General features: G+C 61.3%; 11 protein-coding genes. 4 read left to right on the forward strand and 7 right to left on the reverse strand.

Translation table 11 applies throughout. From position 1 onward, the window contains the following. The 6 genes from FHU29_RS19340 to FHU29_RS19365 all read right to left on the reverse strand — a co-directional run bounded on the left by FHU29_RS19340 (window position 1) and on the right by FHU29_RS19365 (window position 7,703). A complete protein-coding gene (locus FHU29_RS19340) occupies window positions 1-1,488 on the reverse strand; it encodes a flavin-containing monooxygenase (protein ID WP_064438487.1) in 1,488 nt (495 codons plus the stop codon). A 129-nt stretch (window positions 1,489-1,617) separates the two neighbouring features. Next, window positions 1,618-2,700: an ABC transporter ATP-binding protein gene (locus FHU29_RS19345; RefSeq protein WP_064438486.1), complete on the reverse strand. Its 1,083-nt coding sequence runs from the start codon at window positions 2,698-2,700 to the stop codon at window positions 1,618-1,620. A gap of 70 nt (window positions 2,701-2,770) precedes the next feature. Continuing rightward, complete coding sequence (locus tag FHU29_RS19350; protein ID WP_083962078.1) at window positions 2,771-4,516, reverse strand: alpha-amylase family glycosyl hydrolase; 1,746 nt, start codon at window positions 4,514-4,516, stop codon at window positions 2,771-2,773. Window positions 4,517-4,553: 37 nt separating this feature from the next. Then, the gene (locus FHU29_RS23760; protein ID WP_064438485.1) at window positions 4,554-5,438 is read right to left on the reverse strand and encodes a carbohydrate ABC transporter permease; all 885 of its coding nucleotides are present in this window, start codon (window positions 5,436-5,438) and stop codon (window positions 4,554-4,556) included. Beyond that, window positions 5,435-6,358 carry a carbohydrate ABC transporter permease gene (locus FHU29_RS19360; RefSeq protein ID WP_064438484.1) on the reverse strand — a complete coding sequence of 308 codons (924 nt, stop codon included), beginning with the start codon at window positions 6,356-6,358 and terminating at the stop codon, window positions 5,435-5,437. The genes FHU29_RS23760 and FHU29_RS19360 overlap by 4 nt, the downstream gene beginning before the upstream one ends. A gap of 28 nt (window positions 6,359-6,386) precedes the next feature. After that, window positions 6,387-7,703, reverse strand: a complete 1,317-nt coding sequence (locus FHU29_RS19365) for an ABC transporter substrate-binding protein (protein ID WP_064438483.1) — start codon at window positions 7,701-7,703, stop codon at window positions 6,387-6,389. Window positions 7,704-7,825: 122 nt separating this feature from the next. On the opposite strand from FHU29_RS19365, the gene FHU29_RS19370 reads away from it, so the two are divergent. Together FHU29_RS19370 and FHU29_RS19375 are read left to right on the forward strand one after the other, a co-directional pair. Continuing rightward, complete coding sequence (locus FHU29_RS19370; RefSeq protein WP_083962077.1) at window positions 7,826-9,061, forward strand: ROK family protein; 1,236 nt, start codon at window positions 7,826-7,828, stop codon at window positions 9,059-9,061. A 56-nt stretch (window positions 9,062-9,117) separates the two neighbouring features. Further along, window positions 9,118-9,951 carry an SDR family oxidoreductase gene (locus tag FHU29_RS19375; RefSeq protein ID WP_064438481.1) on the forward strand — a complete coding sequence of 278 codons (834 nt, stop codon included), beginning with the start codon at window positions 9,118-9,120 and terminating at the stop codon, window positions 9,949-9,951. A gap of 9 nt (window positions 9,952-9,960) precedes the next feature. Here FHU29_RS19375 and FHU29_RS19380 read toward each other — a convergent pair whose 3' ends face one another. Further along, window positions 9,961-11,103, reverse strand: a complete 1,143-nt coding sequence (locus tag FHU29_RS19380; protein ID WP_064438480.1) for a hypothetical protein — start codon at window positions 11,101-11,103, stop codon at window positions 9,961-9,963. A 134-nt stretch (window positions 11,104-11,237) separates the two neighbouring features. On the opposite strand from FHU29_RS19380, the gene FHU29_RS19385 reads away from it, so the two are divergent. Then, window positions 11,238-12,182 carry an HAAS signaling domain-containing protein gene (locus FHU29_RS19385; RefSeq protein ID WP_064438479.1) on the forward strand — a complete coding sequence of 315 codons (945 nt, stop codon included), beginning with the start codon at window positions 11,238-11,240 and terminating at the stop codon, window positions 12,180-12,182. A gap of 10 nt (window positions 12,183-12,192) precedes the next feature. Then, the gene (locus FHU29_RS19390) at window positions 12,193-13,095 is read left to right on the forward strand and encodes an SDR family oxidoreductase (RefSeq protein ID WP_083962076.1); all 903 of its coding nucleotides are present in this window, start codon (window positions 12,193-12,195) and stop codon (window positions 13,093-13,095) included. The last annotated feature ends 87 nt before the right edge of the window (window positions 13,096-13,182 follow it).

Raw genomic sequence — 13,182 nt, forward strand, 5'->3', positions numbered from 1 at the left:
TCACGATACTGAGGCTCGCATCGGCTCCGTGTGATAGTCAGCGGTATCCAGCTTGCGCGTCATCGCACGGTAGGAAAACGTGAAGCCCGGCCAATTGTTGGTGTTTTTACCGGCGTCGTTTTTGTACCAGCTTGTGCACTCGCGGTCCCAGATCGTAGACGCCATGCGCTCTTGCACGGTTTTGTTGAAGGCATTTTGTGTCGCGGGTTTCACGTCGAGCCAGCTGAGTTTCGCGTCGCGCATGTGACGCATAGCGTCGAGGATGTAATTGATCTGCGCTTCGAGCATCAGGATTATTGAGTTGTGGCCGAGGTTTGTGTTCGGTCCGTAGAGCAGGAACAAGTTTGGGAACCCCGAGACGGTGATCCCAAGGTAGGCTTCGGCGCCGTCGCGCCAGACGGTGTTGAGGTCGGCCCTCTGGCGTCCCGTGATACGCATGGGGGCGAGGAAGTCGTTGGCCTGGAAGCCCGTACCGAGGATGATCGCATCAGCCTCATGGGAGTTGCCGTCCGCGGTGACGACCGCGGCTGGCGTGACAGTGGTGATTGGGGCCGTTTCCACGTGGACATTCGGACGGCGCAGTGCGGCGTACCAGTCATTGGAGAGCAGCACCCGCTTGCACCCGATCGGGTCGCTAGGTGTGAGCTTCTCCCGAAGGACCGGGTCAGTGATTTCACGATGCAAATTTCGCAGGAACTTGCGTTCGTACAGCGCTGCGATTCCCGGGAATTTCGTGAACATCAGGGCTCGCGGCTCCAGCTCGCAGTACGTGGCCCAGCGGCTCGCTCGCAGAGTTCCGGGGACTCGCCGGAACAGCGTCTGCAGCAACTGCGGGTAAGCGAAGTCTGTTTTCCGAATGACGTGTGGAGCACTGCGCTGAAAAACCGTGAGCTGCTTCGCCTTCGGAGCGATGGCGGGGACGAACTGGATTGCGGAAGCACCAGTTCCGATGACAGCAATCCGCTTACCTGTCAGGTCGTAGTCATGGTTCCAGGTGGCCGAATGGAACACTTCACCAGTGAAAGAATCGAGACCAGGGATCCGGCCATATGCGGGACGGCTCAACTGTCCGCATGCGGAGATGAGGACGTCTGCCGTGTGGATCGTGCCGTCCGTAAGCCGGATCACCCAGCTGCCTGATTCTTCGCGAAATTCAGCGTCGGCAACTTCGGTGTTGAAGCGGATGTGCCGTTTGACATCGTATTTGTCGGCGCAGTGACGTAGATACCCCAGGATCTCACTTTGTTCGCCGTACCGGCGCGTCCAGTCTGGCTTGAGTTCGAACGAAAATGAGTACAGGTGGGAAGGTACGTCGCACGCCGCGCCTGGGTAGGTATTCTCCCGCCATGTTCCGCCGACGTCATCAGCCTTTTCGAAGAGAACGATCTCGGAGAATCCGGCCTGTTTCAGCCGGATCGCCATGCCAATCCCGCCGAACCCCGCGCCGATGATCGCGATGACTGGAGTCCTCTGGTGTAGTCGCGTCATTGCGGAATCCTCACTGCGCTGCCGGTGACGAATTCCATACTAGATCTGGCGGCTTATACCTTTCATTAGCCTTGTCGAGGTAGGCGCAGTGCACGGAATGGAGCTCAGCCACGCCTACCTGACGTTGTTTTACGCAGCGATGCGTTCGCCCGCGCCAGTCGTACTGAACAGGTGGACGTGGCTGTGGTCGATCTCGACGTTGACGATCGCGCCTTTTGCCGGTGGGTTGCGCCAGTCCACCCGCGCTACGAGTGGTTGCGGGGAGCCATTGATGATCGCCCGGCCGAACACAAAGGACTCGGAGCCGAGTTCCTCGACGACGTCGACCTCCATCGGAATGCCCTGGTCGGCAGAAAGAGTCAGGTGTTCGGGGCGCACGCCGACCATCAACTCCTGGTTGGTGGCCTGTGCCAGGATGTCACGTTTGACTGGGATGTGCTGATCACCAAGAGAGACCCCCGAATCGGTCAGGGGCGCGGTGAAGAGGTTCATCGCGGGTGAGCCCATGAATCCGGCGACGAACACGTTGGCTGGGCTGCGGTACAGTTCGCGCGGAGGCGCGCATTGTTGAAGCACCCCGCCCTTGAGCACCGCGACCCGGTCGCCCATGGTCATGGCTTCCACCTGGTCGTGCGTGACGTATACGGTCGTCACCCCGAGTCGGCGCTGCAACTGCGCGATCTGGGTTCGGGTGGAGACGCGCAGTTTAGCGTCCAGGTTGGAAAGCGGCTCATCCATGAGGAACACTTGAGGCTGCCGCACGATCGCCCGTCCCATGGCGACGCGCTGCCGTTGCCCGCCCGAAAGCGCTTTCGGTTTGCGATCGAGATAGTCGGTCAGGTCCAGCAGCTTCGCTGCCTCGGCTACCCGTCTGCTGATCTCGTCCTTCGGGCGTTTCGCCAGCTTCAGGGCAAAGCCCATGTTCTGTGCGACGTTCATGTGTGGGTAGAGCGCATAGTTCTGGAACACCATGGCGATGTCCCGGTCCTTCGGGCTGGCGTCGGTGATGTCCTTGCTGCCGATGTGGATGCTGCCAGATGTGACGTCTTCGAGCCCGGCGAGCATCCGCAGCGTCGTGGACTTGCCACAGCCTGAGGGGCCGACGAGAACGAGAAACTCGCCTTCCTCGACGCGTAGGTCTAATGCATCGACGGCGGGGTTTTCCGCGCCTGGGTGCAGGCGGGTGACGCGGTCAAATGTGATGGCTTGCATTGTCTTAAGTTCCCTTCACCGGCAGGAACGTGCCGGTCGGTCCGATTAATAGGGCGAAATGTCTTATGGGTTACGTGTTTTCCTGGATCCACACGGTGGTGTCTGGCGGCACGATTCCTGACACGGTGAGTGGCTGACTGGCAATGAGCACCAGCCCTTCAGGAGCAGGCACAGGCTGCTCGTTGAAGTTCGTCACCGAAAGCCAGCCGTGGGGGCGGCGGAACGCAACGACGCCCGGACCTGCCTTGACCCACTCGAACTCTTCGCCGCTGAGAAGTTCGGAGCGCAACCGCAGCGCTGTCCGGTAGAACTGAAGCGTCGAGCCCGCGGCTGCTTCCTGTCGCTCTACGGCGTACTCGGCGAGCCATCCCGGTTGAGGCAGATGTGAACTCTGAGTTCCGAACCCGAACGAGGTGCCTGAGACGGTCCACGGGATTGGGATTCGGCAGCCGTCGCGTCCGATCTCCGCCCCTTCGGTCCGGAAGAACGTCGGGTCCTGACGTCGACCATCAGGAATATCCGCGACTTCAGGCAGTCCCAGCTCCTCACCCTGGTAGAGGTAGGCGCTGCCCGGCAGGGCGAACGACAGCAGGCTGACCGCGCGGGCGCGGCGAAGTCCGAGGTCGCGATCCTCTGAGGGTTGGGTACCGCCAGTGAGTAGCCAGTCCTTACCGTTTGGATGATCAGCGGCCTGCTTTCCAGCGAGCGTTGCCTCGACTGCCGCGCGCAGAACATCGTCTGAGTACTTCAGCCCGTAGCGGGTCGCGTGCCGCACGACATCGTGGTTAGAAAACACCCAGGTGCTCGACGCGCCCGAACGGGCGGCTAGGTCGAGGTTGTCCGAGATGATCTTGTTGAACTGGGGTGCGCTCCAGACCGCTTGCAGCAGGTCGAAGTTGAAAGCCTGTCCGAGACTATCGGGCTGGGCGTACCGCACGCGCCGCTCGGCGGGAACCCAGGCTTCAGCGACGGCTGTCAGCGGTGGGCTGTACGTGTTGAACAGCGCGCGCCACTCAGCGTAGATTTCGTGCACTTCATCGCGGTCGACGACTGGGTGCTGGCCGGGCGGGTAAGCCCCCGCTCGCCTGAGTTCAGCCTCAGTAGGAAGAGTGGGTGGCAGGTCCTTGGCAACGCAGTGGGCCACGTCGATCCGGAATCCGTTGACGCCGCGATCGCCCCAGAACTTCAGGGTTTTCAGAAAGTCTGCCCGCACCTCAGGGTTGGACCAGTTCCAGTCGGGCTGCTCCTTGGCGAACGTGTGCAGGTACCACTGCCCGGGAGTGCCGTCCGGTTCGGTGATTCGTGTCCACGCCGGTCCGCCGAAGATTGACTGCCAGTCAGCGGGTGGCAGTGAGCCGTCTACGCCGAGGCCGTCGCGAAAGAGGTAGCGCTCCCGCTCGGGTGACCCAGGGCCTGCTGCCAGTGCGGCCCGGAACCATTCGTGCTGGTCGGAGCTGTGGTTCGGCACGATATCGATGATCAGTTTGATCCCGGCGGCATGCAGCTTGGCGACGAGTTCGTCGAACTGCTCGAGAGTGCCAATGCGGGGGTCTATGTTGCGGTAATCGTCGACGTCGTATCCGCCGTCGGCCAGCGCTGAGGGATAGAACGGGCTCATCCACACTGCATCGACACCGAGCGCAGCCAGATAGTCCACGCGGGAGATGATGCCAGCGAGGTCTCCGATGCCGTCACCGTCGCCGTCCGCGAAACTGCGGGGATAGATCTGGTAGACAGCGGCCTGGCGCCACCAGTTCGCGTCCTCCCCGCTGGGGTCGAGCCTCACGTCAGCGGCGGCCAGTGAGCGGGTCATCATGGAAGTTCCTTTCTGAGCTTGTGGCGCATTGCTGGGGTCATTTGATTGCGCCGCGCATGACACCCGACAGAACCCAGCGCTGCGCAATGATGAAGGCAATCAGGGTGGGACCGAGCGCCATTAGGTAGGACGCGAACGCCAAGTTGTACTCGATGTTGAACTCGCCCTGGAAAATGTGTTGCACCACGGGCAGGGTTTGCAGGCTGGGGTTCGCGATCAGCATCTGGGGCAGGATGAAGTCGTTCCACGAATTGAGGAACGCGAAGATTCCGACCGTTGCGCTCATGGGACCGAGCAGCGGGAACACGACCTGCCAGAACACCTGCCATGTCGATGCGCCATCGATGCGGGCGGACTCTTCGAGCTCGGTCGGAATGGACCGCAGGAACGCGCAGAACAGCAGCGTATTGAAGGCGATGCCGCCCACGATGTGGATGAGAGCGACGCCCGCGGGGTTATCTAGTCCTAGGACGGAGGTCTGCTTGATCAGCGGCAGGATCACCACGGTGAACGGGATGAACAACCCGGCCAGCAGGTAGATGAACGAGTACCGGAACAGTCGGTGCTCCCAGTTTCGGATGATCGCGTACGCCACCATTGAACTTACGATGATCGCGCCGAGAACCGTTGTCACGGTGACCAGGGAGGTAACCATGAGTGCCCGGCCGAAGTCCACCGTCTCCCAGGCGCGGGAGAAGTTGTCCAGAGCGATGGGGCTGGGCAGTTCGAACCCGCTGCCTGTAATCGCCTGCCGTGGCGTTTTCAGCGCCATCGCGATGGTGAAGTAGAGCGGGATCAGAATCGTGAGGGACGCGGCGAGCATCAGCAGGGTGATGGGCCAGCTGACTCGGTTTGCGGTTCGGCGCCGTTTCCGGCGCGGTTGAGGTTCCGCGGGTGCGTGGGTGGCAAGCGTGGTGCTCACAGCGACATCCCCTTCCGGTTGAGGATTCGGTACTGGACGAGGGAGATGGAGATGGCGATGATGAAGAAGATCACTGCGTTTGCCATCTGGTATGCGTAGTCGCCACCGGTTACGCCACCGAGAATGCGCATCGTGACAGTTGTGGTGGCGTTGCCAGGGCCCCCGCCAGTCAGAGCCACGATGATTTCGTAGGCACCGAGGAAGCCTTTGAACCCGAGGATGATATTGATCATCACGTATCCGGCCACTAGTGGGAGTGTGATGCTGGCGAATCGCCGCCAGGCTCCCGCGCCATCAAGGTAGGCGGCCTCATACACTTCTTCCGGGACTGATTGCAGGCCAGCGAGATAGATGATCGTTGCGCCGGGGATGGCCTGCCAGGCGGTCACAAAGACGATCGGCACCCACGCCCACTGCTCGCTGGCGAGCAGGCTCGACGCTAGCGGGGTGAAGCCGAGGGCCTCGGCGATTGTGGGCAGGCCGGTGGAGAAGATGTAGTTGAAGATGTAGGCGACGATGATCGCGGATAGCACCATGGGGATGAAGAAGATGGTGCGGATGCCAGCGCGCCATTTGATCTTCGCGTTGAGGCCAAGCGCAATAGCCATCGCGCAGATGTTCACGGCGATGACGGCGACGATGGCGAGGAAGAACGTGAAGCCGTAGGCCCGAAGAATCGCGGGGTCGTCAAGCATCGCGAAATAGTTCCCGAATCCGATGAACCGCCATTCGCCGTAACCCGCGTAGTTGGTGAGGCTGAACGTGACACCGATGACGGAGGGAAGGACCAGGAAGAACGTAAACAAGGCGACGGCGGGGACCAGCATGAAGTAGTAGGTGCGGTCGATCCGTTTCTTCGGGCGCCGCGGGGGTGCCTGTTCCGTGCTAGCCGGGGGTTGCGCAAGTACTGCTTTAGTCATGGGGAGCTCCGGAGAGTGAGGAGGAGACCTACAGGGTTCCGCGGTTGGCGTTGCGGGCTGCGACGCGCCGGTAATCGTCGTCGAGGTTGCGCAGTAGTGCTTCGCCGTTCCGGTTCAAGACGTAGACCTGCAAGTTTCCCTCGACAGGGACCGCGGGCGGCAGGTACTGCGAGGGCCCTTGATAGAAGCGGCCTTCGTCGATGTACGGGGCAAGTCCGGCGATGCGCGCATCTTCCGGAGCACGGGCCCCGCTGAGCGTGGAGAAAGCTGAATTGTCGTCGTTGTAGGCGCTGATCACGTCCTCGCGGAAAAGGAACTCGATGAACTTCGTCGCTTCTTCGGGGTGTTTTGCGCCCACGGGGATGGCGAGCGCAAGGTCGACGTTGACGCGCACCTTGGTGTCTGCAGGGTCATTGGTGGCAGGCAGCGGGAAGGTTCCCACACGCAGGTCTGGGTTCGCATTGGCAAGTTCGGATAGCGCCCAGGGGCCTTGCAGATACATCGCTGCCTCACCCCTGGCGAATGCGGCGTTGCCCTCGACGTAGTTGCGGGCGGCGGCGTTCGGCTGCGATGAGGAAAGGACGTAGTCCATCTTTTCCAGCGTGTCGGCGAAGGTATTGCTGAAGGTGACTGGGCTGTGTGGCCCGAAGTCGCCGCCTTCCGCATAGAGGGCGGAGTAGAACTCTTCAACGTCGACCGTGCCGCCGCCAACGTAATCGAATACGCCCTGCGCTACCGTCCACGGTTCTCTGAACGTGCCGTAAATCGGAGTCACACCGGCAGCGTTGAAGGTTTCGCAGGCTGCGACAAATTCGTCCCACGTGGTGGGGACCGGAACGCCGTGCTCCTCGAACAAGTCCTCGTTGTAGATGACCCCAGCCGCGGTAAGTGAGTATGGCAGCGCTGGAATCGTGTCTGGCTCGCTCAGTCCCCATTCGGCCACGAGGGACTGAATGTCGGGGTTGATCCTCCCAGCCTCAGCGAGTCCAGACAGGTCTTCAAAGACGCCCCTCCGGGCTAGGTCGCCTGACGCGTAAGCCCACCCGCGGGTGACCACGTCAGGCGGGGAGTTGCGTACGAGTGAGGGGATGAAACCGTCCTCGTTGTTGTCCTGGATGACACGGATACCGGGATTCTCCGCCTCGAACTTGGCGATGACCTGGTTGAAGTAACCAATCACTTCACTTTTGTTCTGCAAGAACCGGATAGTGACTGTTCTGGAGTCGTCACCTGTGCCCATCCCAGAGCATCCGAGTGCACCTGCGATTAGCAGAACGATCGAGGTGGCGACTCCAGTGATACCTCTTCGATGGCGGATCCGTGTGTGGCTGACGGGGTGATCCATGGGTCTTTCTCCTGGCCGTCGGGAAGTGTGGAAGGCTGCAATATGTTTAATTGAGACTCTAAATTTGTGATCTAAATCATTATCGTCACATAATGGTGATGCATGTCAAGGGAAGGTGAGAAATGCACGCGGAGTCAGGAGGGCGAGGCGGGATGTATCCCGGCAGGGCGGCAACATCACCGCAACTTCTGCGTACGTCGAATCTCCGGATGGTGCTCGACATCTTCTGGACGGCTGGACCAGGCCAGATCCTCACAGCCGCTGAGTTGATCGAGCGGACTAGTCTCACCCGTGCGACTGTGCTCGGGGTATGCGATGACCTCCTCGCTCTCAAGTGGATCCGTGAGGTTGGCCCCGATCCCACTGGGGCGGCAATCCGTGGCAGGCGCGCGCGCCAGTTCGCCTTCTGTGCCGACGCGGGCTATGTAGTCGGGATCGACCTCAGCTTCACCGCTGTCACCGCCGTCGTTGCTGACCTCCTCGGCACGGTTTGTGGGCGCGGGAGCACCAACTTTCCGCATGGTGATCTCGCGGCCGACCGGCTACCGCCCGTGCGATCCGTGGTCCGAGATGCTCTCAGCCAAGCGGGCGTAGCTCCCGGCGCAGTGCGGGCAGTCTGCCTCGGCGTCGCGGCGCCCGTCGACAGGGACGGCAACGTGCCGCCTGGCAACCCCTTCTGGGAAACCGTTCGTATCGATCCTGCCCGGGTTATTGAGAACGGCCAGGGCTGGCCCGCTCTAATCGAAAACGATGCGAACCTCGCCGCCCGCGCTGAGCAGCACGCCGGCCTAGTCGAACCAGAAGGCAGCTTTGTGGCCTTGCTCGCCGATGAGGGCCTCGGTGCTGGCGTCGTCCTCGATGGTGTTCTGCAGCGCGGCCACAGCGGCGGAGTCGGCGAGTTGGAGTACCTGGAACGTGTTGAGGGAGTCTACTCGTCGCTGGGGATGGCAGCGCTAGCCCGTTGGTGGGCTGAAAAGGCGCTTGACGAGGGGAGTAAGTCATCGCTGTCCGGCATCGCGGGGGACGGCGGGCACGCGCTCTCCGCCCGGGACGTGTTTAGCGCCGCCGCGAACCACGATCCGCTCGCCTGTGACATCGTCCAACGGCTGGGTGATCACTTCGCGATCGCGCTATCCACCGTCGCGTGCGTTCTCAATCCACAGACGATCATCATCGCTGGCGAGGTAGCGGGAATGTGCGCGCCAGTGATCCGGGCCATCGAAGGCAGTATTGGGAAGTACACGCGTGTCCCGCCCCGTGTCGTCGCCTCGACGCTCGGTGCTGATGTCGTTCTGATCGGAGCTGTGCAGTCAGCGATTGAGTACGTCCGCAGCCACGCCCTTCATGCAGCAAGCTGAAGTTGGCTCTGATCGAAGTATCCCCTGAATGGGAACATCGCGGTAGCGTGCCGAATATGAGCGGACTGATTGCGGTAAGCGGTGCGACGGGCCAGATCGGCGGCCGGGTCGCTCAACGTCTGGCAGCGTCCGACGCGAGGCACCGCCTGATTGTGCGAAACCCTGAGAAAGTACGCGAGCCGGGCGCAGAGATCGCACTCGGTGACTTCACGCACCTCGATACGATGCGGGACGCACTCGAAGGCGTAGACACGTTCTTCTTCGTTTCAGCCCCCGAATCGCGGGACCGTAAGGACATTCAGTGCCGCGTGGTTGAGGCTGCAGCAGAAGCTGGGGTTCGCCGCATCGTGTATGTCTCGTTCGTGTCCGCCGCTCCTGACTGCACATTCACGTTCGGGCGCGACCACTGGCACACGGAACAGGCAATCCGTGCAAGTGGTCTCGACTTTACGTTTCTGCGCGACAACATGTACCAGGATGTGTTGCCGCTTTTCGCTGGTGACGACGGGGTTATCCGCGGACCCGCGGGCGACGGCAGGCTAGGTGCGGTTACACGTGACGATGTCGCTGATGTCGCCGCTGCGGTACTCACGCAGCCCGGACACGACGGAGAGACGTATGACGTTACTGGTCCTCGCGCATTCACCATGCACGAGGCGGCTGACATGATCACAGAGGTTACGGGGCGAACGGTCACTTATCGTCCGGAGACGCTCGAGGAAGCATATGCGTCTCGCGAGGTGTTTGACGCGGAGCAGTGGGAGCTTGATGGCTGGGTCACCTCGTACGCTGCCGCCGCTACGGGCGAACTCGACATCGTGACCGATGTAGTTGAGCGCATCGCTGGCCATCCGGCGACGGACTTCCGCGACTTTCTCGCAATGCAGTGACTCCGTCCGTCACCAGCGGAGAAGGCCCCGCTTCCACTGGATGACGTCGTCCAGGCTTCCTGGATCACCTGGCGTGAGATCTGGCGGTGTCAGGAGTGTGCCGATATCAATCGGCAGATCTAGGGACTCGGCTAGTTCATTGACCTCGTCAGTGACTTCATCCATCGCGTCGTCTTCAGCCGTTCGCTCGCGGAGGACGAAATCGACACCTGTCGCATCTGTCGAAGCGGTGCTCACCGGCACGAATGGCCGATCCGCCACACACCCTGCAGGTTCATCCACCTCGACTGTGTATCCGGACTGGGCGTGATAATTGATGAACGCATATGTGCCGTCCGCACTCGTGGTTGTTTCCGCGATCACGACGCCATCGCGAAGTAGCGCTACGGGGATATCTCCGGGGCTGCCAGACGCCTCTTCGCAACCGGAGACGCGGCCGTTGATGTCTCGGGCAACTGTCGCGAACCATGTCTGAAATATGGGGGTGCCTGAAAGCCTATGGAACTCAAATCGCAGGGAGGTCAGTTGCACGGTGGGCTCGAACCAGGCTGCCGCCCCGTCGGTGTCACTGCCGCGGCCACGCAACTCACCCGTCACCGGATTCCACACTGGTTCATCAGTTGGCCGGGAGCACGAGGGGGAGCCAGGGCCGAGGCAGTAGTTGAACGTGCCCCGAAATCCCAGCGCTGCGGCGGGAACTGCATCGCCGTCACGACCGCGAGCGGACACAACCACATAGTCGGCGTCGACGTCACCGAGTGTGAACATCCAATTCTCGGCAGGTGTGGGATTGGAGAATGAATATGTGGTGACTGAAGGTTGCGGATCCGCTGCCGTGCTGCTGAGCGGGTTCACGTTGAGGTAAGGGAGGTTTCGGCTCGAACCGTATTTCGCACCTGGTGGAGAACTGGCGGCGAGCCAGTTGGTGGTCCCCCCGATTCGTTGTGCTGTGCGCGCACTCGAGGTGAAAGTTGTTTGGGGGAACCCGCCGCCGAGCGACATCGTTCCGGTCCAGTTTGTCGCGGCTCCTGATACGGCAAACTCGGCGTAACCGCCTCCCTGCCCATCGACCGTATTCGCACCTGCTACTGGCGAGATGACAAGCATCGCAGCGGCACTGATAGCACCGGCCGCCATTGTCTGCCGCTTCATTGCTCTCCGCTCAAGCGATCTTGTATTTGTAGCCTGACGTTAGCAAGGACAATTTGGGCGGAAGGGTGAATCCTCACATACATTGCCCGGCGCGCTATTTCGGCATACCAGACGAAATGTGACACGGTATTGGAGTGGGCAGCCCTTCTGAGCAGTACATCGCGGCGGTTCTCCAGCGACTGCCGCGGACGCTTCGCCCCGAGGTGGAGGCGGAGCTGCGTGCGACTATCGCCGATATGATCGCGGATCGCGGTGCTGCTGATCCGGGTGAGGCTGAACGAAATGCCCTGAATCAACTGGGCGACCCGGCGGGCGTTGCCGCTGAATACACGGGGGCTGCACAGCATCTCATCGGTCCTGCGATGTATCCCGACTATGTGCGACTCCTGAAGGTGCTGGTTCCGGTGGTTCTTCCGGTTGTGGCTCTCATCATCGCCTTGCCCAGGGTGGTGATCGACGACGGCGAACCGCTGCAGGTTATCGGGGCGACGCTGCTGGGGACGTTTTTTATCGGTGTCCAGCTCGTCTTCTGGACGACGGTGGTTTTCGCGATCGCCGAGCGAACGGGCGGTCGGCACCGGCATTTCCGGACATCATGGAGTCCCGACGATCTGAGCCGCGAGAGTCTGACATCGTCGCGTCCCGATGCGGTGATATCGCTGGTAGCAGTTGTTTTGCTGCTCGGGTTTCTGCCGTGGCAGCACTTTTTCTCTGTGGTTCCGATACTGGACCCATATCTGTGGCGAGGTTGGCTTCCCGCGATCGGTGTCTTGTTCGCCGGCGTGCTGATAATCGACGTGTACCGCATAAAACACGGGCAGTGGACGCTGCGCATGGCTGCCCTCGCTATCATGCTCGACCTCGCTATTTTCGGTGTGCTGGTGTGGGCGGCGATGGCGAGTCCCATCGTCAGCCCGGCGTTCCTTGCTGCGCTTGGCGGCAGCCCCGCCGAGTTCAATCAGTGGATCGTGGTCGGCATTTTCGCCGTTTACCTCATAGGCGACATCGTCGCTTGTGCCGCTGCGGTGAACTCAAAGACGACTACCGTATCGAGTGGTGCGTTGAGTACCCAGGAATGAGGAGGGCGCAGTGAGGAAGAGTGCAGTGGGGAAGAGTGTCGTCATCACCGGGGCGAACGGCGGTATCGGCCTCGCTACAGCAGTCGAACTCGCAGGACGCGGGTTTGATGTCATCGGGACGGTCCGGTCCGAGCACGGCGCCGAGACTGTCGCGGATGCCGCCGAACGCGCGGGTGTAAGCGTTCGGACCGTTCTCTGCGACGTCACAGATGAGGAGCAGACGCAGGCAGCGTTCGAGGAGATCGCGGCGACTACCGATGGTGGACCGTGGGCACTTGTCAACAACGCGGGCATCGCCCAGGCGGGCGCCATTGAGGATGTGAGCGAGGAACTCGCGCGGCGGCAGGTGGACGTCAACCTCCTGGCCCCCGCGCGGCTTATGAGGCTCGCGCTTCCCGCTATGCGTGCGCGCGGCGAGGGGCGAATTGTCAACGTTTCGTCTATGTCTGGCCGGGTCGCGTTGCCGTTTCTCGGATGGTATGCAGCGTCCAAATATGGGCTCGAAGCAATCTCTGACGCTGCGCGACGCGAGGTAGCAGGCTTTGGTGTCAAGGTGATCCTCATCGAGCCAGGCAGCTACGGGACCGGCGTCTGGAATACGGCTTTCTCGGCGTTGCCTGAGCGCGAGAAGTCGGCATATCAGGAGGCGTACGCCATGGTCGATCAGATCGAAGCTGGCGTAGCGGACATGCCCCCGCCGACGCCTGTCGCGCAGACCATTCGGCGTGCCCTCAGCAGCGCCCGTCCGCGTAGTCGCTACCTTGTTGGCACGGATGCGATCGGGGCAGTGCTGCTGAATTCTCTAGCGCCGACAGCGGTTTCCGATTATGCGATGCGGCTGGGGACCGGGCTGACGAAAGCACCGAAACCATTCGACAAGATTGTTGATCGTGTGGTTCAGCAGTTCGTTTAGCTTCAGCATCGACGCGTGACCGGTTAATTGGTACATTCTGTCTCAGTATTTACGGACAACGAAGTTCGTAAACTGGACAGGGAGAAC

The sequence above is a fragment of the Hoyosella altamirensis genome (genome assembly GCF_014191505.1).
Taxonomy (GTDB): domain Bacteria; phylum Actinomycetota; class Actinomycetes; order Mycobacteriales; family Mycobacteriaceae; genus Hoyosella; species Hoyosella altamirensis.